We start from the raw sequence: 24206 nt of genomic DNA, 5'->3' as shown, positions 1-24206 counted from the left end.
ACCCAGAGGGTTTATCCCTCTTGGGTCTTTCTATTTTTACAATATCTTCTAACAATTGGTTGTCCTTTTTTCTGGTTTGTGCTAAAAATTAGTTCAAATAAAGGTGTTTTTAAAGATGGAAAAAACAAAAGGGAAGCTTTATGTAGTTGGGGTTCCTATAGGTAACCTTGAAGACATCACCTTAAGAGCCTTAGAAGTTTTAAAAAACGTAAAAATCATAGCTTCTGAGGATACAAGGTCTGTTAAAAAACTTCTTAACCATTATAGATGTGGCTCCAAAAAATTAATAAGTCTTTATAAAGATGTAGAGATAGAAAGAAGTCATAAAGTGCTTAAGTTTTTAGAGGAAGGAGAGGATGTAGTTCTCACCAGTGAAGCTGGTTGTCCCCTTATTTCAGATCCAGGAGCTTACTTAGTAAGAGAAGCCTACAAAAAAGGAATTAAAGTTGTTCCTGTTCCTGGGGTTTCTGCCCTTACTTGTGCTCTTAGCGTTTCTGGGGTTAATCTTAGCTCTGGGTTTATTTTTCTTGGTTTTTTACCTCGGAAAAAAACAGAACAGAAAAGGGTATTAGAAAATCTACCCAGAAATCTACCTATTGTTATTTTTGAAAGCCCTCACAGAATGGTAAAAACTGCCAAAAATCTTCTTGAAATTCTTGGAAATTGTGAATGTTTTTTAGCTCGTGAATTAACTAAACTTCACGAAGAGCTCCTATGGACAGATTTAGAAACTTTAGCTAAAAGAGAAAACTTTTTAGGAGAAATTACTCTTATAATCCTTCCTAAACCTAAAATTGAAAAATTACCAATAAAAAAAGAGATTTCTGATCTTAAAAAGAAGATAGAAGAACTTAAAAATAGTGGGCTTAAACCTAAAGAAATAGCTAAAATCTTAGCAGAAGAATATAAGCTTTCTGCTAAAGATATTTATAAACTTATCACTAAAGATTAATCAATCTTTCAGGGTGTTCTTTTAAAAAGGTTTCAATCTCTTTAAAAAATTCATTAAGTAGCTGATCCTCAGGAACTTTTTTAATGATTTTCCCCTCTCTAAAAATTATTCCTACCCCTTTCCCTCCTGTTATTCCAAGATCTGCATGTTTTGCTTCTCCAGGTCCATTAACTATACATCCCATAACAGCAAGTCTAAGATTTGCTTTAACATTTTTAGCCCAATTTTCAACTTCCCTATAAAGTTTCATCAGATCTATTTCACATCTTCCACACATAGGACAAGCTATTATATCAGGATGAAGAGTTCTTAAACCAAGATTTCTCAAAATCTCATAAGCTACATATACCTCCTCTACTGGATCCGCAGTTAAAGATACTCTCAAAGTATCTCCAATCCCTTTTAAAAGCAGATAAGTAATAGCCATGGTATTTTTAATAGTTCCTGGAATGAGTCCTCCTGCTTCTGTAACACCTATATGTAAAGGAAAATCAGATTTTTTAGAAAAAAGTTCATAAGCCTTAACAGTGTCCCACCAATTAGAAGATTTTAAAGAAACTTTAATATTCTGATAATCAAATTTTTCTACTATATAATTAACCCAATTTATAGCGCTTTCAACCATTGCAGAAGGAGTAGGAGTTTTATATTTTTTTAAAATTTTTGTTTCTAAAGATCCTGCGTTTATCCCTATTCTTATACAAACTCCATAATCTTTACAAACCTCAATCAGTCTATCAAGATTTTTAAGATTTTTAAAGGTCCCAGGATTAATTCTTATTCCTGCAATTCCTGCTTTCACTGCTTTTTCACCAAGAGAAGTAACAAAATGTAAATCTGCAATAACAGGCATAGGGCTTTTTTTTGTTATTTCTTTTAAAGCTGAAACTGCTTTTTCATCGGGGATTGTTACTCTAATTATTTCACATCCTGCATAATGAAGTTTATATATTTGTTCTAAGGTTGCTTTTACATCTCTTGTATCTGTATTTGTCATGCTTTGAACACGAATAGGATTTTCCCCACCTATTAAGACGCTACCTACTTTAACAACTTTGGTCTTTTTTCTTTTGATTTTGGGAAACATTTAATTTGAAAAATTAAAAGGGTTTTATCTTTTTAACTGAAGGACCTTCTTTTTTCCGCTTAACTAATTTGTCTCCAAAAAGAACTGTTTTAAGCCATTTAAAACCAAACTGTAAAAGTTTTAAATCATCTTTTTTAATTTCTTCTAAGGTTTCCTCTGGAACTTCAAACATATCTAAAAATTTTGATTCAAAAACAAAAGCTCTAAATCTTTCTGGGTTGCTACTTACCATAAAAAAAAGTTGCAAACTTTTTTCAGGAACCTCCATAGGACCAAAAGATTCTTTTCTCATTATAATTTCTCCCCATTCTTTAATGGGTTCTTCAAGTTCTGGGATACCTTGAGAAATTCTATATTCCTCTACAGTCATTTCTTCTCCTGAATCAAGACCTTGACAAAACCCCTCCTTTACAAGGTAATAAATATCTTCATTTTTTCCTTCGTCTCTATTTCTAAACATTCCAAAACCAAGAGGATAATATCTACAAGCAAGAGGTCTTACTTCATAAATTGTGCAACCCCCTTCACCTAAAAATGGACAAGTCTTTTCCTCATCTTCTCTCATCTTAAGTCTAACAATAGGTAATCCTGACTTAGGTAATATAAATGGTTCTGTATAAAGAAGTAAAAATTCATCAGTTGTTAGTCCAAGTCTATCTCGAATTCTTATAATGTCATAAGGGGTAAGTGGTAAAAATAGGTCTGAACAACAAAGTTTAAAACAAGGAACCCCTGGATAACATTGAAATCTAATTTTAGAACTGGAAGTAAGTCTAATAGGAACAATTATTTTGTCTAATCCTCTTAAATTAGTAATAGCATCCATTTTTTACTCCACTCTTTTGGTTTTAAATTAATTATATCTTATAAATAAAATTATTTCAAACTTTAAGATTTTTGGCTTCTCTTAAAATCTTAGAAATGGAGGTTCAAATTCTAAAAATTTTAAGCAGTGCTTTTTATTTCTTCAGGGGTAGTGAAAAAAGCTACCGCAATTAATACCCAAGCAACTAAATTTATTAAAAAACCAATTACTACAATGATTAATAAAGTCCCTATAAAATACCAAAAGCCCCCGGTTTTATAAAGATTAATTCCTGTATAAGAAGAAAGTAAATAAAAAGAAGATTTTAAATAGTGGGCACTAATTATTAATAAAAGATAAGTTACTATAAAAGAAAAAATGGTTCCTATACCTATACTTGAAAACATATGAAGGTGGTAAGATCCCATCATAGTAAAAAATGAAAAAAAGGTTATTCCTATGGTTAACATAATTACAAAAACTCCGATTATGGCAAGAATAAATGAAATAAGAGCGTTACGAAATATTTGAGGATCATTAAAAATTTTAGAAAACATGTTAAGAGAAATGAGAATAAGAATTATGCCTACCAATCCCGCTATACTACCTAAATAGGGAGTTACTGTTAAAACCAAAAGAATTGAACCAATCCCTCCTAATAGTTTAGGAGTTGATAACCCTCCATTCATAGCTTTTTCCTCCTAAATATAATTAAAACTATTTTAGACTGAATAAAAAGTATAGGCAAGAGTAAAAAATCCGTACTTTTTCTGTTATCCCTAATAATTTCTTACAAAATTTCTTGACTTTATAAAATAATATAATATAATTATAAATAATCATTAATCCTTTAAAATTAAAAATTGAAAAGGAAGAAATTCTTATGTATCGAATTTATTTATTAGTTTTTATACTGTTAGGGATATTTCTCTGGAACATTAAAACTTGGGCAATTAATAAATCAACCTGTATTGAGTGCCACCAAAAGATCACACCGGGTATAGTTGAACAATATTTTGAAGGAAAAATGTCAAAAGCAGGATTAGACTGCTCTACCTGTCACGGTTCGGAACATAAAAGCATGAACGATAGCCAAAAGGCTATATTGCCAACTCCTGAAACATGCGCAAATTGCCATCCAAATCAAGTAAAACAATTCAGAGAAGGAAAACACAATCTCGCCTGGGTTGCTGCCAAAGCTATGCCTATGTGGGCTCATCAACCAAATGTAATTATAGGTGAAGGAATTAAAGCTTGTTCTTATTGTCATAAAATTGGAGAAAAATCGCAAGAAGAAAAGAAATCTTTTCGTTATAGTAATGCCCAATGCGATAACTGTCATACAAGACATTCCTTTAAAAAATCTGAAGCACAAGATCCAAGGACATGCCAAATATGCCATATGGGATTTGACCATCCTCAGTGGGAGATGTGGTCTTCATCAAAACATGGTATTATATGGCAGATCGAAGGAAAGGAATCAAAAAGAGTACCAACCTGTCAAACGTGTCATATGAGTAATGGAAATCACAGGGTAATGACAGCTTGGGGCTTTCTTGCTCTAAGGCTCCCTGAGGATGACAAAGAATGGCTTCAATATAGAATTACCATACTTCAGGCCTTGGGTATTCTTGATAACAAAGGGAAACCAACCCCAAGAATTGAAATTGTAAAGGTTGGTAAGGTTGCAAGATTAACAAAGGAGGAATTTCAAGCAGAAAGGGAAAAGATGATAAAAATATGTGCCAATTGTCATAGCGAAAATTTTGCTCACAAACAGCTCTCTGCTGCAGATCAGGTGATAAAGGAAGTAGATAAAATATTTGCAGAGGCTATAAAAGAAGTAAAGGCTCTCTATGAGGAAGGTATACTTAAAAAACCTAAAGGCTGGACTTTTGCGCCAGACCTTCTTCAATTATATGAAGCAAAAAGTTCTATAGAACAAGATCTTTATTTGATGTTCCTTGAGTATAGGATGAGAACATTCCAAGGTGCCTTTCATATGAATCCCGATTACACACATTGGTATGGCTGGGCACCAATGAAGCAAACCCTTCAAAAGATTAAAGATGAAGCTGAAAAATTAAAGGTGAAAAAAAGAGTAAAAAAATAGCTCTTTTTGATAGAACCTGAATTTTCTTTAAAAATTAAGATTAACTAAATATTTAAAAATTAATTACTCCACTCTTCTGTTGCAATGTATGTAGAGGATTAAAAGAAGCTAAATTCTTTTCTATTGGGTGAAGTTTAAACCTAAGAAATTTTAAATTAACAAGGAAGTTAACAATGAAATCATTAGAATTATTGATGCAAGAACATCGTCTCATTGAGCGTGGATTAGCACTGTTGAAAAACATTGCTGACAGACTTGAGCGAGGTGAGTCGGTCTCAATAGAAAAAGTAATCTCATTATTAGATTTTTTCCGTGTATTTGCTGACAAGTGTCATCATATTAAAGAAGAAAAAGCATTATTCCCTAAATTAGAAACAAGAGGAATCCCCCGTGAAGGTGGTCCTATTGGCGTAATGTTAAATGAACATGAAAAAGGACGAACATTGCAAGAACAGATGCGTCAAGCCCTTAGTGATTTTTTAGAAGCTAAAGCCAGACAAAATTTTGTGTCATCTGCTCGGGAATATATCACTTTATTAAGCCAGCATATTTGGAAGGAAGATAATGTACTTTTTCAAATGGCAAAGCAGATATTAAATAAGTCGGATGATATGGAATTAGAGAAAAGCTTTGAAAGCTACGAACAAGAACAAATAGGTGGTGATTCTCATGAGCAATATCATAAACTTATCTGTGAACTTGAAGCCTATTTTTTATTACACCACAACAACTAATTTATTTTCTAAATACAAAAGGCTAAGAATTTAGTAAAAAATGAGATGTCCAGGGCAAGATACACATTATTGGAAGGAAGATGCCATCTTTGAGGTTAAATGTCCCCATTGCGGGGCGCTTGTTGAGTTCTTCAAGGATGATACCTCAAGGAAATGTCCAAGCTGTAAGCGAGTGCTTGTCAATCCAAGGATGGATTTTGGGTGCGCCCTCTATTGCCAATACGCTGAGCTTTGCTTTGGTGAACTGCCAAAGGAGGTTTTGAGAGAAAGGAGTAACCTCCTTAAAGAGCGCATAGCAGTTGAGGTTGAAAAAAGGCTTCCCAAAGAGCTTTTTAAAGAAATCTCAAGTTTAGTAATAGAAATGGAAGCAAAAGCTAAAGATGTGGGGAAGTCCCCAGGCTTAAAACTTTTACTTCTCTATTTTTATTATCTGCCAAAGGATGATTCAAAGGAAGTTGCGGAGAAGGTTCGTCTGCCAGAGCCTGTGTTTGATGACATAAGGCTTAAGCTTAAGGAGCTTAAAGAAGGGCTAAACCCAAAGGAATTATTTGAAGCTTTAACCTTAAAAGAGGAGGAGTAAAACATGCCGAAGGTTCTAAGGAAAATCATCGAGATCGATGAAGAGCTTTGTAACGGCTGCGGCAAATGCGTACTTGCCTGTCAAGAAGGTGCGATAGCCATCATAGATGGTAAGGCAAGGCTTGTTAGCGAAGTCCTTTGCGATGGTTTAGGGGCTTGCATTGGGGAGTGTCCAACCGGTGTCCTTCGCATCGTAGAAAAGGAAGCTGAGCCCTTTGATGAAGAGGCTGTGGAAGACCATCTGCATCGCATGAAGAAAAGCGAGGAAACATTTCATCCTACTCTTGCTTGCGGTTGTCCATCAACCCAGGTAAGAAACCTTGAAACAGAGGAAAAGCCTGCTCCTTATCCTCATGATATAGCATCGTCGCTTACCCATTGGCCGGTCCAGATAAGGCTTATCCCAAGCAGTGCCCCCTTCTTGAGGGATGCACGGCTTTTAGTCTGTGCCGACTGCGTAGCCGTTGCCTATCCTGAGCTTCATACCAAGCTTCTTCCCGGGAAAAAGATCATGATAGGTTGTCCAAAGTTTGACCCAGCAGACCTTTACATCGAAAAATTCGCGGAAATCTTTAGCAAAGTGCCTCTGAGGTCGCTTGAGCTTGCCATAATGGAGGTTCCCTGCTGTCGAGGGCTTCTTTTTATTCTTGACCAAGCGCGGAGGCTTGCCAATAAAGATTTTAAATTTAAAGTTCACACCATAGGAGTTAAGGGTGAAATCCTTAGGACGGAGGAAGCTTAATGGAGTGGACGCCTGATGCCGAAGCCTACCTTAAGAAGGTTCCTTTCTTTGTCAGAAAAAAGGTAAAAAGGGAGGTAGAAAAGTATCTTCAGGAAAGGGGGAAGAACAGGGTTACCCTTGAAGACCTTTTAGAGGCAAAGAAAGCTCTGCTCAGTAAAATGTCTGAAGCAGAAAAGGGCTATGAAGTATCTGGGTGTTTTGGCTTTGATTCCTGCCCTAACGCTCTAACAGATTCAAGCCATCTTTTGTCTTCCTTAGAAAAGATTTTAGAAGAAGAAAAGCTTACCCAATTTTTGATCTCTAAGGTTGGACCAAAGTTGAAGGCTCATCATAAGTTTAAGGTTGGCCTTTCTGAATGTCCAAACGCTTGTTCCCAAATCCATATCTGCGATTTTGCTCTCCATGGGGTGGTAAAAATTTCCGTCAATCCTAAGGCTTGTAGTTTTTGTGGGTCCTGCGTTGAAGCCTGTGAAGAAGGTGCTATTGAGCTTACCGAGTTTGGTCCGATGATAAAAGAGGAGCTTTGCGTTGGCTGTGGTCATTGCATTAAGGTGTGCCCAGAATCAGCTTTAAATGAGGAGTTTAAAGGATATAAAGTTTACTTGGGAGGTAAGCTTGGTCGCCATCCTCGGCTCGCAACCTTTTTGGGTTATTTTCAAGCAGAAGAAATACCTAAACTTTTTTATAAAATTTTAGAACTTTATAAAAAATATAATCAAAAGGGAGAAAGACTCGGGGCAATTATTGAAAAACTTGGCTGGGATAAGTTTATTAAAGAGCTCAAATAAAAATAAAGCGTTTTTAAAACAGCTTTCATTTTACTCAAAAAAAGAATATAGTTTTAAGAAGATAGAAAATTAAAAAAATTTCCTGAACCCTTACAATTGAGATTGAAAATCAAAAAAATTTGGTTATATTTGAAAAATATCTAAATAAGGTAAATATATGAATTTGATAAAAAAATTAGAGTGGATAAGAGATTTTTTAGAAAGAAACAAACTTTCAGCCTTTCTTTTTACCTCCCCTTCAAATATTTTTTATTTAACTCGCTTTAAATCTTCCAACGCCTTTATCATTATCACCAAAGAAAAGAACTTTTTTCTAACAGACGCAAGATATTTTAAAAAAGCAAAAGAAGAATTAAAAGATTGGGAAGTGGTTCTTATAAAAAATGATACTCTCTCTTTTTTAAGAAAATTTATTCGGGGATTAAAAATTGAAACCTTGGGATTTGAAAAAGATGCCATTACCTATGAGTTCAAAGAAAAGCTAAGAATAAAAAAAGTAAAAACCAAAGGTTTTAGTAAAGTTCTTAAACACTTAAGAATAATTAAGGATGAAGAGGAACTCAAGCTTTTAAAAGAAGGTATTAAAAAAACTGATGAAGTTTATAAATACGCATTAGACCTTCTTAAAAATAAAGAAATTTTTAATTTAACAGAGTTAAATCTTAGAGGTTTTTTAGTTTCTAAAATTTTTGAACTTGGAGGAGAAGGAGAAAGTTTTCCTGCTATAGTAGCAAGCGGGAAAAACTCTGCTCTACCCCACTGGCAAAGCTCAAATAACAAAATCCAAATGAATGCTCCACTTTTAATAGATATGGGTATGATCTGGAAAGGTTATTGTACTGATTTTACAAGAACTTTATACATAGGAAACCCTGCTTCCGAATTTAAAAAAATGTATGAAATTGTAAAAACTGCCTGGTATAAAGGTTTTGAAAAAGTAAAGAGCGGAGTTTTAGTTTCTGAAATAGATAAAACAATAAGAGAATATTTTAAAACAAAAGAAGTTGACAATTTCTTCCTTCATGCTACAGGACACGGAATAGGAATTGAAGTCCATGAACCTCCAAGAATTTATTATCAAAAGATTAATAATAAAAAAAGAAAAAATGATATCACTGTAATAGAGGATGGTATGGTTTTTACTATAGAACCAGGACTTTATTTTCCTAATGAATTTGGTATAAGACTTGAAAATATAGTATTTGTAGAAAATGGAAGAGGGGAGATTTATTCAGAAATTGATTTGGAGCTAAAAATTTTGGATTAAAAATGAAAGAATATAAAGAAATAAAAGTAGTTCTGGTTGGTAATCCTAATGTTGGCAAAACAAGTATTCTCAATCATTTAGTTAAGGGAAATTTAAGGATTGGAAATTGGCCAGGAGTTACTGTAGAAAAAAAAGAAGGGCATGTTTTTTTTAATGGATATAAAATTACCTTTATTGATCTTCCTGGAATTTACACCTTAGAAGAAATAATTTCTGAAGATGAAAAAATAGCTTTTGACTTTATTGTTAGTAGAGACTATGATCTCATATTAAATATTATAGAAACTCCGAGAATAGAAAGAGATCTTTATTTAACCTGCCAGCTCCTTGATATAGAAAAACCTCTTATTTTGGTACTTAATATGATAGATGAGGCAGAAAGTTACGGTATGGAAGTTAACGTAGAAAGATTGTCTGAGCTTTTAAATGTGAAAGTTTTTAAAACTAATGGAAGAACAGGAGAAGGTATAAAGGAAATTCTACCAGCTATAGTAGAAGTTTACAAAAAAAATACAAAACCTATAACTATAAATTACCCCAAAGAGATTGAAAATAAAATTAAAGAAAAAAACACTTTTAAATGGCTGAAACTTCAAGAAATAATAAAAGAAAATCCTGAATTATATAAAATTATAAAAGAAAAACAACTTAGTTTTTCAAAAGGTCTAACCAAAGAGGTAGTTCGTAAGAAAATTTTATATAAAAAAACTTTAACAGAAACCTTAGACAGCCTCTTTCTTCATCCTCTTTTAGGAATCTTCTTTTTTATTTTAATAATGTATCTCTTTTTTAAGATTTCTTTTGATTTTTCCTTCCCTTTTATTGATTGGATTGATAATTTTTTACAAAATTTTTTAGGACCTATAATAACTAAAAACTTAGAAAATATAGGGGCTCCTCATTTTTTGATTAGTTTTATTGTAGGAGCACTAATAGGTGGGGTAGGTATAGTTTTGTCTTTTGTCCCCCTTATTTTTACTATGTACTTTCTCTTAACTCTTCTTGAGACTTCAGGTTATTTACCAAGGGTAGCCTTTTTAATGGATAGCTTTACTCATAAAATAGGACTTCACGGTCAAAGTGTTATTCCTTTAATACTTGGATTTGGCTGTAATGTTCCAGCAGTTATTGCTACAAGAACTTTTCAAGATACCAAAGATAAACTTCTTGTTATCTCTATGATTCCTTTTATTTCCTGTCCAGCAAGATTAATAGTTTTTTCATTTATTGTTTCTATTTTTTTTGAAAAACCTGCTTTAATAATTTTTATTCTTTATCTTATAGGAATAATTCTTTCTATTTTAACCAGTTTAGTATTAAGAAAAACTTTATTAGAAAAGAAATTATCCCACTTTGTTATGGATCTCCCTCCTTATAGAATCCCTTCCTTAAAAATAGTTTTTAATATCACCAAGGCTTATTTAAAAGATTTTGTTTATAGAGCTGGAACAATTATATTCACAGTTTCTGTAGTTATGTGGCTTCTTTTAAATTTGCCTTTTGGAGAAGAAAATTTAGAAAACACCTTTGCAGGAAAAATAGGTAAAACCTTAAGTTATATTTTTGAACCTATAGGATTAGGGGATTGGAGAATTTCAACCTCAATACTTTCTGGTTTTTTAGCAAGAGAAGCCATAATAAGTAATTTGGGAGTTATTATGACGCAAGAAAAAAAAGATACTTTAGAAACTAACCAAAATTTAGAAGATAGGGAATTAAAAGCTAAGATAAAAGAACTTTTAACTCCTAAACAGGCATTATCTTTCCTTTTATTTGTTTTGATTTATAATTCCTGTTTTGCAACAGTTGTAATAATGGCAAAAGAGGGGAACTTGAAATTTGCTTTAGGCTTTTGGTTATATAGTTTTATTTTGGCTTGGCTTATATCTTTTATAAATTTTAAGCTTTTTTAAAATTTCTAAATTTATCTTTTGTGGTAAAATTTCAGGAAAATTATTTTTTTAATCTTTGGGAGGAAGCTTAATTTAATGAGAGTTGTTATCATTGGAGCAGTTGCTTGTGGAACTAAAACTGCTTGTAGACTTAAAAGATTAAGACCTGATGCTGAAATAATTCTTATTGATAAAGATGAATTTATTTCTTATGGCGGATGTGGAATGCCCTATTATCTTACTGGAGATGTTTCTCATATAGATGAACTAAGAAGAACTACTTTCTACATCTTAAGGGATAAAAAATTTTTTGAAAATATAAAAGGAATTATTACTTTAACTAAAACTCTTGCAGAAGAGATAGATAGAAAAAAGAAAGTAGTTAAAGTTAAATATTTAGAAAGTGGTAAAAAAGAAGAAATACCTTATGACAAACTTGTAATAGCAACAGGTTCTATTCCTAAAATTCCTCCTATTCCCGGAACTCATCTTGATGGAGTTTTTACCCTTTCAAATTTACATGATGCTATAAAAATAAAAGAAAGATTAGTAAATAAAAAAGTAGAAAGACCATTAGTCATTGGAGCAGGTTTTATAGGGCTTGAGGTAGTTGAAGCTTTTGGAGAATCTTGGGAGCTTCCTGTAACACTTTTAGAATATTTTCCTCAAGTATTACCAAGACTTATAGATCCTTTTATGTCACGAATAATAGAAAACCATTTGAAAGAAAAGGGAGTAAATGTAGTTTTAAATGTAAGGATAAAAGAAATTGTTGGAGAAAATGGGAAAGTAATAGGGGTTAGAACCGAAGATAACTTTTATCCAGCAGATCTTGTTTTGTTAGCAACTGGAGTAAGACCAAACACAGAACTAGCTAAAAAAGCTGGATTAATAGTTTCTCCAACCACAGAAGGTATTGTAGTAAATGAAAGAATGCAAACCTCAGATCCTGATATTTATGCAGGTGGAGATTGTGTAGAAATAAGACATTTGATTAGTGGTAAAGGAGTTGTCATGCCTATGGGTTCTCTTGCTAATAGACAAGGAAGGGTCATTGCTACAAATATTGCTGGTGGAAATGCAATTTTTAAGGGAACAGTAGGTGCTTTCATTCTTAAATGTTTTGATATGGCTATAGGAGGATGTGGTTTAAGTTTAGAAACTGCAAAATCTGAAGGTTTTAAAGATGCGACTTATGCTTTAAATATACAACATGAAAGAGCTCATTTTTTCTCTACAGGATGTTCCTATTATTCCTTAGTTTTTGATAAGAGAACAACTAAGGTGCTGGGGTTTCAAGCTATAGGACCTTTTACAGATGGAACCTTAGCAAGGGTTCACGCTATTTCAAGCATTTTACCTTTAAAACCCACTATAGAAGAAATTGCTTCCTTAGAACTTCCCTATTCACCACCTTTTAACACAGCTTTAGATCCTATCCATGTAACCTCTTTCATTGCTGAAAATATTATTTATGAAAGATTTAAACCTATAGATTGGGAAACTGTGATTAAAAGATTAAAAGAAAGGGATGAAAGTATGTTAATTTTAGATGTAAGAACCCCCAATGAACTAAAAGACATAACCGAAAGATATCCTAACTGGATAAATATCCCCTATCAATTTGCAAGGAATAAAATAAAGGATTTACCGAAAGATAAAGATTTAATAGTAGTTTGTAGTGTAGGAGCAAGAGCTTATGAAGTTGCAAGATGGCTTTCTGCTGAAGGTTTTGAAAGAGTTTATGTAGCTTTAGGAGGAATAGTTCTTCCAAAAAGTTGGGGAGAAAGATTTTAATGAAAATTCAAGCTGTCAGAGGATTTAAAGATTGGCTTCCTGAAGATTTTGCTAAATACGAGTACCTTATAAAATTAGCTAAAAATATTTTAAAAACTTACAATTATAAAGAAATTAAAATTCCTATTCTTGAAAAAACAGAACTTTTTGTAAGATCTATAGGAGAATTCACAGATATTGTACAAAAGGAAACTTATACCTTTCAGGACAGAAACAAAGAATTTTTAACTTTACGACCTGAAGCAACTGCAGGAATTTGTAGAATGATTATAGAAAAAGGATTATTTGTAAATCCAAAACCTTTGAAATTCTTTACTATTGGACCCATGTTTAGACATGAAAGACCTCAAAAAGGAAGACTCCGTGAATTTTATCAAATTGATGTAGAATTATTCTCTCCTTTAAATCCTCATATAGAGGCTGAATTAATTTTTTTAGCTATGGAAATATTAAAAGCTCCCTTCTCCTCCCAAGAAAAAAATATTTATACCTTAGAATTGAATACTTTAGGTTGCCCAAACTGTAGAATCAAGTATAAAGAAGATTTACTAAAATTTTTAGAGGAAAATAAAGAAAATTTATGTGAAACTTGTAAAGAAAGAATTACCAGGAATCCCTTAAGAGTACTTGATTGCAAAAACGAAACTTGTAAAGAAGTAGTATCAAAAAGCCCTATTATTACAGAATATCTTTGTAAAGAGTGTAAAGATCATTTTATAAGTCTTAAAGAAGTTTTAGATTTTATTGGAATTAAATATATAGAAAATCCAAGGCTTGTTAGAGGGCTTGATTATTATGTAAGGACAATTTTTGAAATTAAAGCCAAAGGGCTTGGAGCTCAAGATACAGTAGCTGCAGGAGGAAGATACGATTATCTTCTAAAAGAATTGGGAGGTCCGGAATTACCTGCTATAGGATTTGCTATAGGGCTTGAAAGATGGGCTATTTCTATTTTTGGAGATGAAGAAAATAAAGGGATTTTAGAATCTAAAAAAATTTTAGAAAAACTTAATCCAGATCTTTTTATCATTCTTTTAGGCAAAGAACTTTTAAATAAGGGTTTTGAGTTAGCAACACTTTTAAGAAAAAAAGGAATACGTTGCGAAATAACCTATGAAGAAAAATCTTTAAAAGCACAGCTTAAAAACGCTGATAAACTTTTAGCAAAATATTCCCTCATATTAGGAGATGAAGAACTTAAAAAAAAATCTGCTATATTAAGAAATATGAAAAAGAGTATTCAAGAAGAAGTAGAATTTAAAAATTGGGAAGATCTTTCTACAAAAGTTTTAAAAAAAATAAAAAATGAATCCTAATATACACCCATTAAAAAACGAATTTTTAAAACTTAGTAAACATTATAATCTCATTCCTATTTCACTTGATCTTCCCTGCGACCTTGATACTCCTATATCTTTATTTTACAAGGTTTTTAAAAATGATTATGGCTTTTTACTTGAAAGTGTTGAAGGTGCTGAAAAATGGGCAAGATATAGTTTCATAGGGATTGATCCCTTTTTAATTTTTAGAAGTAAAGGAAAGAAAGTTAATATAATAGAAAAAGAAAAAAATGGGTTTAGCAATAGAATATTTGAATCTGAAAATGCCTTTTTAGAATTAAAAAAGCTTGTAAATCAATTTAAATCCCCTGTGTTTAAAAACCTTCCAAGATTTTCAGGAGGTGCTGTAGGTTTTGTAAGTTATGAAAGTGTAAGATTTTTTGAAAATATCCCATGTGGAGAAGATAGTCTTTTTTTTTCAGACTTACATTTTATGTTCCCAGAAATACTTTTAGTACACGATAGATTAGCTCATACCTTAAAACTTATTTATAACCTCTGGATAAAAGAAAGCTTTGAAAATCCTGAAAATCTTTATGATCTTGCTGTAGAAACCTTAATTAGTCTAAAAAATAAAATTTTAAAAGAAAAGGTTCCAGAAGAAACGGTTCCTACAAATTACTCCCTTAACTTTATCCCTGAAATTCCAAAGGAAGAATTTTTATCCATGGTAAAAAAGGCAAAAGAGTATATAGAAAATGGAGATGTAATTCAAGTTGTTCTCTCTCAAAGATTTTTTCTTGAAGAAGAATTACCCTCCTTTCTTATATACCGTGCTTTGAGGAAAGTAAACCCCTCACCATATCTTTTTTACCTAAAATTGGAGGATGAAATTTTAATAGGCTCTTCTCCTGAAATTCTTGTAAGAATGGAAGAAGATGTTATTGAAACAAGACCTATTGCAGGAACTCGAAGAAGAGGCAAAACAGAAGAGGAAGATAAAAAATTAGAAGAAGAACTTAAAAGAGATGAAAAAGAATTAGCAGAACATATAATGCTTGTTGACTTAGGAAGAAACGATATTGGTAGAGTTTGTAAATATGGAAGTGTTGAAGTTTATGAACTTATGGTAGTAGAAAGATATTCCCATGTTATGCATTTGGTATCTGGTGTTAGAGGAAAAGCAAAAGATGGGGCAGATATGTTTGATACTTTTTCAGCTACTTTCCCTGCAGGAACCGTCTCAGGAGCTCCTAAAATACGTGCTATGGAAATTATAACTGAGCTTGAAAAAAAAGTAAGAGGCCCTTATGCTGGAGCAGTAGGATATTTTTCCTTTTCTGGAAATATGGATTTTTGTATAACTATTAGAACCTTTTTCCAAAAAGGTAAAAAGCTTTATGTTCAAGCAGGGGCAGGAATTGTTGCAGATTCTGACCCAGAAAGAGAATATGAAGAAACTATAAATAAGGCTAAAGCTTTATTTAAAGCTGTAGAAATAATTAAGGAGTTTTCTTAAAAATGAAAAGGGTTTTAGTAATTGATAATTACGATTCATTTACCTATAATCTTGTACAATTAGTGGGTATTATGCTTGAGAAACTCTGGGGTGGAGAGGTTTTAGTTTTTAGAAATGATGCTATAACTCCTGATGAAGTTTTATCTTTAAAACCAACTCATATAATTATTTCTCCTGGCCCATGTACTCCTAAGGAAGCAGGTATTTCTGTAGAACTTATTAAAAAAGTAAAGGGAATATTTCCAATTTTAGGAGTTTGCTTAGGGCATCAATGTATAGGTTCTGCTTTTGGAGCAAAAATTGTTAAAGCTAAAAGACTTATGCATGGTAAAACTTCCAAAATTTTTCACGATGGAAAAGGTATTTTTTCAGGACTTCCTAATCCTTTTTCAGGTATGAGGTATCATTCCTTAGCAGTAGATTTTGAAACCTTACCTCCTTTTTTTGAAATTTCAGCTAAAGCTGAAGATGGAGAAATTATGGGAATAAGACATAAAGAACTTCCGATAGAGGGAGTACAATTTCATCCAGAATCCATAGGAACTTCTCTTGAAAGATGGCAATTTTTTAAAACACCTCCTAAGGATTGGGATTTTGAAAGTAATAACCTTCCAGAAGGGGTTATTCTTTTAAGAAATTTTCTAAGTCTCTATTAAGGAGATGTTTAAGAAAGGAAAAGAATTTTTTAGAAATTTTTTAGTTTGGCTTTATGTTATTTTAACAGTCCCAACTTTTGGTTTATTTTCTCTTATAATAAGAAAACATTTTTGGGCATATATCTGGTGCAAAGGATTACTAAAGATTCTTGGAATAAAGGTAGAAGTTATCAAAAATAAGGAACTTCCTAAGGGTATTTATATATTTATGAGTAATCATCAAAGCCAGCTTGATATCCCAGTTTTAGAAAAAGTTTTAAAACCTTATAATATAAGATTTTTAGCTAAAAAAAGCCTTTTTAAAATTCCTTTTTTTGGATGGGGGATAAAAGCTTTAGGGTATGTTCCTGTTGAAAGGGAGGACCCAAGAGAAGGATTAAAAAGTGTATTGGCTTGCATAGAAAGAATTAAAAAGGGATTTTCTCTTGTAATTTTCCCAGAGGGGACAAGAAGTCCAACAGGAGAACTTCTCCCCTTCAAACTGGGAGGTTTTATAATTCCATTAAAAAGCAAGATCCCTGTTGTTGCTGTTTCTATTTGGGGGACCAGAGATATTTTACCTAAGGGTGCTCTTTGGTTTAGAATCTCTTCAAGAAAAAAAGTGAAAGTTTACATAGATGAACCTATAGAGACAAAGGATTTGAGTGGAAAGGATAAAGAAAGGTTGGCTCAATTAGTAAGAGAAAGAATTTTAAGGGGACTTGAAATAATTAAAAAAGAAGAGGAGGTTGAATAAATATGGGAGAAATCGTGGTTGTGCCTTTAGAGGAAGAATTAAAGGAGTCCTATTTAGATTATGCAATGAGCGTTATTGTAGGTAGAGCACTTCCTGATGTAAGGGACGGATTAAAACCTGTTCAAAGAAGAATTCTTTACGCTATGTATGAAACAGGTAGTGACTGGAATAAACCATATAAAAAGAGTGCAAGAATTGTAGGAGAAGTCATAGGAAAATATCATCCCCATGGAGATATTCCTGTTTATGAAGCTTTGGTTAGAATGGCTCAAGATTTTACTATGAGATATCCTTTGATTGATGGACAGGGAAATTTTGGTTCTGTTGATGGTGATGCTCCAGCAGCCATGAGATATACTGAAGTTAGACTTGCAAAGATTGCTCATGAACTCTTAGCTGATATAGAAAAAGAAACTGTAGAATTTATTCCCAATTACGATAACACCTTAAAAGAACCAGTGGTTTTACCCTCAAAAATACCTAATCTTTTAATTAATGGCTCTTCTGGAATTGCAGTAGGTATGGCAACAAACATACCTCCTCATAATCTTTCTGAAGTAATAGATGGACTTCTTGCCCTTTTAAAAAATCCTGACCTAAACATTGAAGAACTTATGGAATACATAAAAGGACCAGATTTCCCTACAGGTGCTTTTATTGTAGGTAAAGAGGGGATTAAATCTGCTTACACCACAGGAAAGGGATTAATAAGGCTAAAAGCAAAATATAAGTTAGAAAAAGAAAAGGATAAATTAAAAATTGTTTTCACTGAAATTCCCTATCAAACAAGTAAAGCTAAAATTGTGGAAAAAATTGCTTCTCTTATAAGGGATAAAAAAATTGATGGAATATCTGAAGTTAGAGACGAATCTGATAGAGAGGGAATAAGAATTGTTGTGGAATTGAAAAGGGAGTGGGCAGAGAGTCCTCATACTATTATTAAAAAACTTTATGAATTAACACCTCTACAAACAACCTTTGGAATTATTTTATTAGCCTTAGTTAATGGAAAACCTGAAATTTTAAATTTAAAAGAAATCCTTCAAAATTTTCTCAATTGGAGAAAAACAGTCATAATTAGAAGAACTCAGTATGATTTAAGAAAAGCTGAAGAAAGAGCTCATATCTTAGAAGGCTTTTTAAAAGCTCTATCTCACATAGATGAAATAATAGATCTTATTAAAAAATCCGAAACACCTCAGGAAGCAAAAGAAAAACTTATTAAAAAGTTTGAATTCTCACCTATACAAGCTCAAGAAATTTTAAATTTAAGACTCCAAAGATTAACAGCCTTAGAAAGAGAAAAAATAATATTAGAATATGAGGAATTAAAAAGAGCTATAAGTCACTATAAAAAAATACTTACTCATGAACCTACATTACTAACAGTAATTGAAGAGGAATTGAAGGAAATAAAGGAAAAATATGGAGATACAAGAAAAACACAAATTATTGAAGAAGATAAAGAGGAAGATCTAAGTTTAGAAGAAAGAGTTCCTAAGGAGTTTGTTTTAGTTTTAATAAGTAAAGAAGGTTATATTAGAAAATTAAGTTTAGATGCTTTTTCTTCTCAAAAAAGAGGTGGTAAAGGGGCTCTTACCTTTTCTCTTGAAGAAACATTAAAATTAGCTCTACAGGTACCCTCTGATTCTCAATTGTGGGTGTTTACCAAAAAAGGGAAAGTATACCCTTTAAATTTGGAAAACATAGGTTTTTCTACAAAGACAGCTAAGGGCACCCATATAAAAAATTTTATTCCCTATCTTGAAGAAGATATTTCTTTTGTTTTACCTTATAAAGAAGATGCCTTTCTTGTTCTTGTCACTGCTAAAGGAATAATAAAAAGAATAAAAATTTCAGAAATGAAAAATCTTAGAAAAAGTGGTTCTTTAGTAATAAAATTGAGAAAGGATGATTATTTAAAAAGTGGCATAGTTACCAATGGAGATGAAAATTTATTGATTGTTACTAAAAAGGGATTAACTATTCATTTTTCTGAAAAAAGTATAGGAATAACTAAAAAACAATCAGAAGGTGTATTAGGGATAAAATTAGAAAAGGAAGATGAAGTGGTAGAAATTATCGGAACTAAAGAAAAAAAATACTTATTTACTATTACTGAAAGGGGATTTGGGAAGAAGACACCTATTGAAGAATTTAGAATACAAGGAAGAGGAGGAAAAGGAATAATTGGACATAGTATCACTGAAAAAAGTGGTTATATTGCAGGAGCAAAAGGGTTAACAGAGGAAGAGGATATAATTATTTTTTCAAGTTCAGGAAAAGCGATAAGGATTGAAGATAAAGAAATACCAGAACAAAAAAGAGCTACCAGAGGTGTAAGATTAATTTCTCTTTTACCTGGCGAATATATAACAGGAATTTCAGTAATTCAAAGAAAAACAAATTGATATAATTAATTTTTATGTTATTTTGTTTAAAATTTTAAGAATAAAGAAGCCTCTTAGGAGGGATTTATGTCTAAGAAAGTGCGTCTTGCTATTGTAGGAGTAGGTAATTGTGCTAGTTCTTTGGTTCAGGGTATTTACTATTATAAGGAAAAGGGGCTTGATAATATTGAAGGAATTATGTTTTCTGATATAGGAGGATATAAACCTTTTGACATTGAAATTGTTGCTGCATGGGATATAGATGAAAGAAAAGTGGGGAAAGATGTAAGTGAAGCGATTTTTAGTTTGCCTAATTGTACAACCATTTTTTATAAAGATGTTCCTAAGCTCGGAGTAAAGGTTAGAAAAGGAAAAATTCTTGATGGAGTAGCAAATCATATGAAAAATTTCCCACAAGATAAAACTTTTTTAATCTCTTCTGAAAAAGAAGATGAATTAGAAGATGTAGTTGCAGTTCTAAAAGATGTAGGAGCTGATGTTTTAATTAACTATGTTCCTGTAGGTTCAGAAATGGCAGCAAGATTTTATGCTGAAGCCTGTTTAAAAGCTGGGGTTGCTTTTGTTAATGCTATGCCTACTTTTATTGTTTCTGACCCTCTCTGGGGAGAGAAATTTGAAAAGGAGGGTATTCCTGCAGTTGGAGATGATATAAAATCTCAGTTAGGGGCTACAATACTCCATAGAACTTTGATTCAACTTTTTGTAGATAGAGGTATCCCCATTAGAAGAAGCTATCAACTTAATTTCGGAGGAAATACAGATTTTCTAAATATGCTCGAAAGGGATAGACTAAAAACAAAAAAGATATCAAAAACAGAAGCAGTAACAAGTTTAATTCCCTATGATATAGGATGGGAAAACATTCATATAGGACCTTCTGATTGGGTCCCTTGGCTTAAGGATAAAAAAATTGCTTACATAAGAATTGAGGGAGAACATTTTGGTGGTGTTCCTATGTCTGTAGAAGTAAAATTGGAAGTTGAAGATTCTCCCAATTCTGCAGGTTCAGCTATAGATGCTATTAGGTGTGCTAAACTTGCTAAAGACAGAAATATAGGGGGGCCTTTAATTTCTATCTCTGCTTACACTATGAAACATCCCCCTAAGCAATTCCCAGATCATATTGCTAAACAAATGGTTTTAGAATTCATTGAAGGAAAAAGGGAGAGATAAGAATGAAAATTAGTGAAAGGCTCAAAAAAGTTCCACCTTATCTTTTTGTAGAACTTGATCGTCTTAAAAACGAAAAAAAAGAGCAAGGAGTTGATGTTATAGACCTTGGAATAGGAGATCCAGATATACCTACTCCCTCAGAAATAGTAGAAGTAGCTAAAAAGGCTTTAGAAAAAAAGGAATATCATAGATATCCTTCCAATTTAGGAAGTTTATTTTTTAGAAAAGCAGTAGCCGATTATATGAAGAAAAGATTTGGTGTAATCTTTGATCCAGAAAAGGAAATCTTAGCCCTTATAGGATCAAAAGAAGGAATTGCCCATTTTCCTATAGGTTTTGTAAATCCGGGAGATGTGGTTTTGTGCCCTGATCCTGCCTATCCTGTTTATTATTTAGGAACCATATTTGCAGATGGTATACCTTATTATATGCCACTTACTTGGGAAAATGAGTTTTTGCCTGATCTTGGTAAAATTCCTCAAGAAATATTAGAAAAAGCAAAAATTATTTGGCTAAATTATCCTAATAATCCTACAGGGGCTGTTGCAAAAAAAGATTTTTTTAAAGAAGTAATAAAATTTGCTAAAAAATATAATATAATAGTTGCTCATGATGCAGCTTATATTGAGATGTATTATGAAGAACCACCTATAAGTATTTTTGAAATTGATGGAGCTAAAGACGTTGCTATAGAGTTTCACAGTTTATCGAAAACCTTTTGTATGACAGGATGGAGAATTGGTTTTGCTGTTGGGAATAGCTTTTTAGTTTCAACTCTGGCTAAAGTAAAAAGCAATATTGATTCAGGAGTTTTTACCGCTATTCAAGAGGCAGGAGCTTATGCTTTAAATAATTTAGAAAACATTGTCCCTTCTTTAATAAAAGTATTCAAAAAAAGAAGAGATCTTGTATCTTTAGAACTTGAAAAATTGGGATATCAATTTATAAAACCCTCAGCTACCTTTTATCTTTGGGTGAAAACTCCTAAAGGATTTTCTTCTCAAGAGTTCTGCAAAAAGGTTCTTCAAGATGTGGGAGTAGTTATTACTCCTGGAGCAGGATTTGGAAAAGCTGGAGAAGGTTATTTCAGAATTGCTTTAACTGTAGAGGAGGAAAGATTAAAGGAAGCAATTCAAAGATTTTCTATCCTGCAACTTTAAATAAAGTTATTTTAAGTTTAGGAAGTAACTTAGGTAATAGAGAAAAAAATTTGAAAAAAGCCTGCCAAGCTTTAAAAAAGCTACCTCTTAGAATAATAAAATCTTCTAAAATCTACGAAACTAAACCCTGGGGATTTGAAAGCTCTAATTTATTTTTAAATATGGTTTTACTTGGAGAGACCCCTCTTTCTCCTTGGGCTTTAATTTTAGAAATTAAAAAAATAGAGGCTAAAATGGGAAGAAAATTGAGAAAAGAAAAATTATACGAAGACAGAATTATAGATATAGACATAATTTTTTATGAAAATCTGGTAATAAGCTCAGAAAGCCTTACTATTCCTCATCCTCATATGCATAAAAGGGAATTTGTAATGCTACCTTCTTTAGAAATTGCTCCCTCCTTTCTTCATCCAATTTTTAAAAAATCTATAGCAGAACTTTATGAAGAATACAAAACTATAAAGGATAAGTTATGAAATATTTAATTTTTATAGCTTTTTTAATTTTTGTTTACTGGTATTTTTCAAAGAGAAAGAAAAAACTTTCTTACAATAAATCTAAGGAACTTTATGAAGAATTTGTTTTTGATGAGAATTGTCAGACCTATGTGAAAAAAGATTCCGCAATAAAAGTAGAATTTGAAGGAAAAGACTACTATTTTTGCTCAAAGAAATGTTTATATGAATTTTTACAGAAAACTTCTAAACCTCAGCCATAACTTCTTTAAAAATATCAATTTCATCAAGGGCTTTTCCTGCTCCAAGTGCTACACAAAATAAAGGATTTTCTGTTACTTTTACTTCTAATCCTGTTTCTTTGGCAATTAATTTATCAAGATTTCTAAGAAGGGCTCCTCCTCCTGAAAGAACTATTCCTCTATCAACTATGTCTGCAGCTAATTCAGGAGGAGTTTCTTCAAGTACTTGTTTGATTGCTTGTAAAATTAAATCTACAGGTTCTTTTATAGCTTCTTGAACTTCTTTAGAATTTATAGTAATAGTTTTAGGAATTCCTGTAACTAAGTCTCTTCCTTTTATTTCCATAGTTTCATAAGGTTCCTCTGGTAAAACATTACCTATAGCGATTTTTATTTGTTCAGCAGTTGCTTCTCCAATAAGAAGACTGTATTTTCTTTTAATATAATGACAGATAGCTTCATCTATTTTATCTCCAGCGACCTTTATAGAATGGCTCACTACAATTCCACCTAAGGAAATAACAGCAACCTCAGTTGTCCCACCACCAATATCTACAATCATATTTGCTACAGGTTCTGTAATAGGAAGCCCTGCACCTATAGCTGCAGCCATGGGTTCTTCAATTAAATAAACCTCTCTTGCTCCAGCTCCTTCAGCACTTTCTTTAACTGCTCTTCTTTCAACTTGAGTAGTTCCAGAGGGAACACTTATAATCACTCTTGGTTTAAGAAAATATCCTCTATTGTAAACCTTCTGGATAAAATACTTTATCATAGCTTCAGTAACTTCAAAATCAGCAATAACCCCTTCTCTTAAGGGTCTTATAGCTTTAATGTTCCCCGGGGTTTTCCCAAGCATTCTTTTTGCTTCTTCTCCTACAGCAAGAACTCTTTTATATCTCCCATCTTCTTTTACAGTTACTACCGAAGGCTCAGTAAGAATTATCCCCTTTCCTTTTAAATAAATTGAAGTATTTGCTGTCCCAAGATCTATAGCTAAATCCTTAGAAAGCCAATTAAAAATTTTAGATAACATATTTTCTAACCTCTAAAGATTGTAATTTTTAATAAATAATTTTAAATTACTTTTGAAATTTTAAAAGGATATAACCACAAAAGGCCCAAAACCTTTAAGAGCTTCTTCTCCAGGAAGAAATATAAGTTTTTCCGGCATTCTATGATAAAAGTAACAAGCTAAAGCACACATTATAGCATCTAAAATCCCTTCTGTTAAATTAAATTCAAAATCTATGCTTAAGTTAAATTTTTCTTTTAACCATTCAATTAAAAAGTTTTTTTCATCTTCTGGTAAACTTTTTTTATAAATAAAGGCAAGTTCTTTTTTATTTTCAGGCAGACAAAAATAAAAACTTGCTCTTGGATGAGTTTCTATAATAGTTCCACAAAAGGGAGATAAAGCTTCACTAAGGAGAAGTGCTCTTATAGGAACAGCCATAAGGGTATGATAAGAAACTACCCAGGATCTTGCCTTTTTCGGGAGAAGCTCTTTTAAAGCTTTATCCGAGATTCTAAGTCCCTTTTTATCTTTAAAAGAAAAACTTAAAGGTGCATCAATACTTACTGCTAAAACCTTGTTTTTTTTACAAAAATTTATTATTAAAGAAAAATCCTCAATATAAGAAGGGAAAGAGGGTGTTTCTAAAGATAGCAAAGGACATAATTTTAAAATCTTATCCTCATTTTTTAAAGCTATAACCCAGGTATTTTTACTCCCAGCTATATCTATGCCTAAGAAATAAAACATATTTTAGATTATCTTCCTTTACCTCAGCCCCCTTATTTTCCCTTTTATCCTTA

The 24206-nt window shown here is 32.1% G+C and carries 23 protein-coding genes; 18 read left to right on the top strand and 5 right to left on the bottom strand.

The window, feature by feature from the left end; translation table 11 throughout:
* Positions 1 to 115: 115 nt before the first annotated feature.
* A complete protein-coding gene (rsmI, locus tag TOPB45_RS02005) occupies positions 116 to 952 on the top strand; it encodes a 16S rRNA (cytidine(1402)-2'-O)-methyltransferase (protein WP_013909194.1) in 837 nt (278 codons plus the stop codon).
* Here rsmI and ispG read toward each other — a convergent pair.
* From ispG to TOPB45_RS01990, 3 genes are all read right to left on the bottom strand, one after another.
* The gene (gene ispG / locus TOPB45_RS02000) at positions 942 to 2039 is read right to left on the bottom strand and encodes a flavodoxin-dependent (E)-4-hydroxy-3-methylbut-2-enyl-diphosphate synthase (protein ID WP_013909193.1); all 1098 of its coding nucleotides are present in this window, start codon (positions 2037 to 2039) and stop codon (positions 942 to 944) included. The genes rsmI and ispG overlap by 11 nt on opposite strands.
* Before the next feature lie 13 nt (positions 2040 to 2052).
* Positions 2053 to 2865 carry a YkgJ family cysteine cluster protein gene (locus TOPB45_RS01995; RefSeq protein ID WP_013909192.1) on the bottom strand — a complete coding sequence of 271 codons (813 nt, stop codon included), beginning with the start codon at positions 2863 to 2865 and terminating at the stop codon, positions 2053 to 2055.
* A gap of 119 nt (positions 2866 to 2984) precedes the next feature.
* Positions 2985 to 3533 (bottom strand): DUF996 domain-containing protein, encoded by a 549-nt coding sequence (locus TOPB45_RS01990; protein WP_013909191.1) that lies wholly within the window; start codon positions 3531 to 3533, stop codon positions 2985 to 2987.
* A gap of 194 nt (positions 3534 to 3727) precedes the next feature.
* Here TOPB45_RS01990 and TOPB45_RS01985 point away from each other — a divergent pair, with 194 nt between their 5' ends.
* From TOPB45_RS01985 to TOPB45_RS01905, 17 genes are all read left to right on the top strand, one after another.
* Entirely contained in the window at positions 3728 to 4957 is a 1230-nt protein-coding gene (locus TOPB45_RS01985) for a multiheme c-type cytochrome (protein ID WP_013909190.1), read from the top strand.
* Positions 4958 to 5130: 173 nt separating this feature from the next.
* Positions 5131 to 5691, top strand: coding sequence for a hemerythrin domain-containing protein (locus tag TOPB45_RS01980; RefSeq protein WP_013909189.1), 561 nt, complete (start codon positions 5131 to 5133; stop codon positions 5689 to 5691).
* 40 nt (positions 5692 to 5731) lie between these two features.
* Positions 5732 to 6271 (top strand): hypothetical protein, encoded by a 540-nt coding sequence (locus tag TOPB45_RS08490; protein ID WP_013909188.1) that lies wholly within the window; start codon positions 5732 to 5734, stop codon positions 6269 to 6271.
* A 3-nt stretch (positions 6272 to 6274) separates the two neighbouring features.
* Positions 6275 to 7012, top strand: coding sequence for an ATP-binding protein (locus tag TOPB45_RS01970; RefSeq protein WP_013909187.1), 738 nt, complete (start codon positions 6275 to 6277; stop codon positions 7010 to 7012).
* Complete coding sequence (locus TOPB45_RS01965; protein WP_013909186.1) at positions 7012 to 7800, top strand: 4Fe-4S binding protein; 789 nt, start codon at positions 7012 to 7014, stop codon at positions 7798 to 7800. The genes TOPB45_RS01970 and TOPB45_RS01965 overlap by 1 nt, the downstream gene beginning before the upstream one ends.
* Positions 7801 to 7957: 157 nt before the next feature.
* Positions 7958 to 9067, top strand: coding sequence for a M24 family metallopeptidase (locus TOPB45_RS01960; RefSeq protein ID WP_013909185.1), 1110 nt, complete (start codon positions 7958 to 7960; stop codon positions 9065 to 9067).
* Between the two features lie 2 nt (positions 9068 to 9069).
* A complete protein-coding gene (gene feoB / locus TOPB45_RS01955) occupies positions 9070 to 10980 on the top strand; it encodes a ferrous iron transport protein B (RefSeq protein ID WP_013909184.1) in 1911 nt (636 codons plus the stop codon).
* 75 nt (positions 10981 to 11055) lie between these two features.
* Positions 11056 to 12756, top strand: coding sequence for an FAD-dependent oxidoreductase (locus tag TOPB45_RS01950; RefSeq protein WP_013909183.1), 1701 nt, complete (start codon positions 11056 to 11058; stop codon positions 12754 to 12756).
* Positions 12756 to 14072: a histidine--tRNA ligase gene (gene hisS / locus TOPB45_RS01945; RefSeq protein WP_013909182.1), complete on the top strand. Its 1317-nt coding sequence runs from the start codon at positions 12756 to 12758 to the stop codon at positions 14070 to 14072. Before TOPB45_RS01950 ends, hisS begins: the two co-directional genes overlap by 1 nt.
* Positions 14062 to 15555: an anthranilate synthase component I gene (trpE, locus tag TOPB45_RS01940; protein WP_013909181.1), complete on the top strand. Its 1494-nt coding sequence runs from the start codon at positions 14062 to 14064 to the stop codon at positions 15553 to 15555. The genes hisS and trpE overlap by 11 nt, the downstream gene beginning before the upstream one ends.
* Before the next feature lie 2 nt (positions 15556 to 15557).
* Complete coding sequence (locus TOPB45_RS01935) at positions 15558 to 16211, top strand: anthranilate synthase component II (RefSeq protein WP_013909180.1); 654 nt, start codon at positions 15558 to 15560, stop codon at positions 16209 to 16211.
* A gap of 4 nt (positions 16212 to 16215) precedes the next feature.
* Positions 16216 to 16947, top strand: a complete 732-nt coding sequence (locus TOPB45_RS01930; protein ID WP_013909179.1) for a lysophospholipid acyltransferase family protein — start codon at positions 16216 to 16218, stop codon at positions 16945 to 16947.
* 2 nt (positions 16948 to 16949) lie between these two features.
* Positions 16950 to 19358 (top strand): DNA gyrase subunit A, encoded by a 2409-nt coding sequence (gyrA, locus tag TOPB45_RS01925; protein ID WP_013909178.1) that lies wholly within the window; start codon positions 16950 to 16952, stop codon positions 19356 to 19358.
* A 66-nt stretch (positions 19359 to 19424) separates the two neighbouring features.
* A complete protein-coding gene (locus tag TOPB45_RS01920) occupies positions 19425 to 20531 on the top strand; it encodes an inositol-3-phosphate synthase (RefSeq protein WP_013909177.1) in 1107 nt (368 codons plus the stop codon).
* Positions 20532 to 20533: 2 nt separating this feature from the next.
* Positions 20534 to 21691 carry an LL-diaminopimelate aminotransferase gene (locus tag TOPB45_RS01915; protein WP_013909176.1) on the top strand — a complete coding sequence of 386 codons (1158 nt, stop codon included), beginning with the start codon at positions 20534 to 20536 and terminating at the stop codon, positions 21689 to 21691.
* Positions 21649 to 22167: a 2-amino-4-hydroxy-6-hydroxymethyldihydropteridine diphosphokinase gene (folK, locus tag TOPB45_RS01910; protein WP_408033205.1), complete on the top strand. Its 519-nt coding sequence runs from the start codon at positions 21649 to 21651 to the stop codon at positions 22165 to 22167. Before TOPB45_RS01915 ends, folK begins: the two co-directional genes overlap by 43 nt.
* A complete protein-coding gene (locus tag TOPB45_RS01905; RefSeq protein WP_013909174.1) occupies positions 22164 to 22409 on the top strand; it encodes a YHS domain-containing protein in 246 nt (81 codons plus the stop codon). The genes folK and TOPB45_RS01905 overlap by 4 nt, the downstream gene beginning before the upstream one ends.
* Here the strand turns inward: TOPB45_RS01905 and TOPB45_RS01900 are convergent.
* Both TOPB45_RS01900 and TOPB45_RS01895 read right to left on the bottom strand, forming a co-directional pair.
* Positions 22393 to 23424: a rod shape-determining protein gene (locus TOPB45_RS01900; protein WP_013909173.1), complete on the bottom strand. Its 1032-nt coding sequence runs from the start codon at positions 23422 to 23424 to the stop codon at positions 22393 to 22395. The genes TOPB45_RS01905 and TOPB45_RS01900 overlap by 17 nt on opposite strands.
* A 60-nt stretch (positions 23425 to 23484) precedes the next feature.
* Positions 23485 to 24153 (bottom strand): DUF429 domain-containing protein, encoded by a 669-nt coding sequence (locus TOPB45_RS01895; protein WP_013909172.1) that lies wholly within the window; start codon positions 24151 to 24153, stop codon positions 23485 to 23487.
* Between the last annotated feature and the right edge of the window lie 53 nt (positions 24154 to 24206).

Source organism: Thermodesulfobacterium geofontis OPF15 (assembly GCF_000215975.1).
Taxonomy (GTDB): Bacteria; Desulfobacterota; Thermodesulfobacteria; order Thermodesulfobacteriales; family Thermodesulfobacteriaceae; genus Thermodesulfobacterium; species Thermodesulfobacterium geofontis.
The sequence above is the reverse complement of the archived record's forward strand: the minus strand, read 5'-3'. Positions and strand labels throughout refer to the sequence as shown.

Coding starts and splice junctions, on each gene's coding strand:
- TOPB45_RS01930 (WP_013909179.1), top strand. CDS start 16,216: ATGTTTAAGAAAGGAAAAGAATTTTTTAGAAATTTTTTAGTTTGGCTT.
- TOPB45_RS01950 (WP_013909183.1), top strand. CDS start 11,056: ATGAGAGTTGTTATCATTGGAGCAGTTGCTTGTGGAACTAAAACTGCT.
- ispG (WP_013909193.1), bottom strand. CDS start 2,039: ATGTTTCCCAAAATCAAAAGAAAAAAGACCAAAGTTGTTAAAGTAGGT.
- TOPB45_RS01920 (WP_013909177.1), top strand. CDS start 19,425: ATGTCTAAGAAAGTGCGTCTTGCTATTGTAGGAGTAGGTAATTGTGCT.
- TOPB45_RS01990 (WP_013909191.1), bottom strand. CDS start 3,533: ATGAATGGAGGGTTATCAACTCCTAAACTATTAGGAGGGATTGGTTCA.
- feoB (WP_013909184.1), top strand. CDS start 9,070: ATGAAAGAATATAAAGAAATAAAAGTAGTTCTGGTTGGTAATCCTAAT.
- TOPB45_RS01995 (WP_013909192.1), bottom strand. CDS start 2,865: ATGGATGCTATTACTAATTTAAGAGGATTAGACAAAATAATTGTTCCT.
- TOPB45_RS01900 (WP_013909173.1), bottom strand. CDS start 23,424: ATGTTATCTAAAATTTTTAATTGGCTTTCTAAGGATTTAGCTATAGAT.
- TOPB45_RS01915 (WP_013909176.1), top strand. CDS start 20,534: ATGAAAATTAGTGAAAGGCTCAAAAAAGTTCCACCTTATCTTTTTGTA.
- TOPB45_RS01935 (WP_013909180.1), top strand. CDS start 15,558: ATGAAAAGGGTTTTAGTAATTGATAATTACGATTCATTTACCTATAAT.
- TOPB45_RS01905 (WP_013909174.1), top strand. CDS start 22,164: ATGAAATATTTAATTTTTATAGCTTTTTTAATTTTTGTTTACTGGTAT.
- gyrA (WP_013909178.1), top strand. CDS start 16,950: ATGGGAGAAATCGTGGTTGTGCCTTTAGAGGAAGAATTAAAGGAGTCC.
- TOPB45_RS01960 (WP_013909185.1), top strand. CDS start 7,958: ATGAATTTGATAAAAAAATTAGAGTGGATAAGAGATTTTTTAGAAAGA.
- TOPB45_RS01895 (WP_013909172.1), bottom strand. CDS start 24,153: ATGTTTTATTTCTTAGGCATAGATATAGCTGGGAGTAAAAATACCTGG.
- TOPB45_RS01985 (WP_013909190.1), top strand. CDS start 3,728: ATGTATCGAATTTATTTATTAGTTTTTATACTGTTAGGGATATTTCTC.
- rsmI (WP_013909194.1), top strand. CDS start 116: ATGGAAAAAACAAAAGGGAAGCTTTATGTAGTTGGGGTTCCTATAGGT.
- TOPB45_RS01970 (WP_013909187.1), top strand. CDS start 6,275: ATGCCGAAGGTTCTAAGGAAAATCATCGAGATCGATGAAGAGCTTTGT.
- trpE (WP_013909181.1), top strand. CDS start 14,062: ATGAATCCTAATATACACCCATTAAAAAACGAATTTTTAAAACTTAGT.
- TOPB45_RS01965 (WP_013909186.1), top strand. CDS start 7,012: ATGGAGTGGACGCCTGATGCCGAAGCCTACCTTAAGAAGGTTCCTTTC.
- hisS (WP_013909182.1), top strand. CDS start 12,756: ATGAAAATTCAAGCTGTCAGAGGATTTAAAGATTGGCTTCCTGAAGAT.
- TOPB45_RS08490 (WP_013909188.1), top strand. CDS start 5,732: ATGAGATGTCCAGGGCAAGATACACATTATTGGAAGGAAGATGCCATC.
- TOPB45_RS01980 (WP_013909189.1), top strand. CDS start 5,131: ATGAAATCATTAGAATTATTGATGCAAGAACATCGTCTCATTGAGCGT.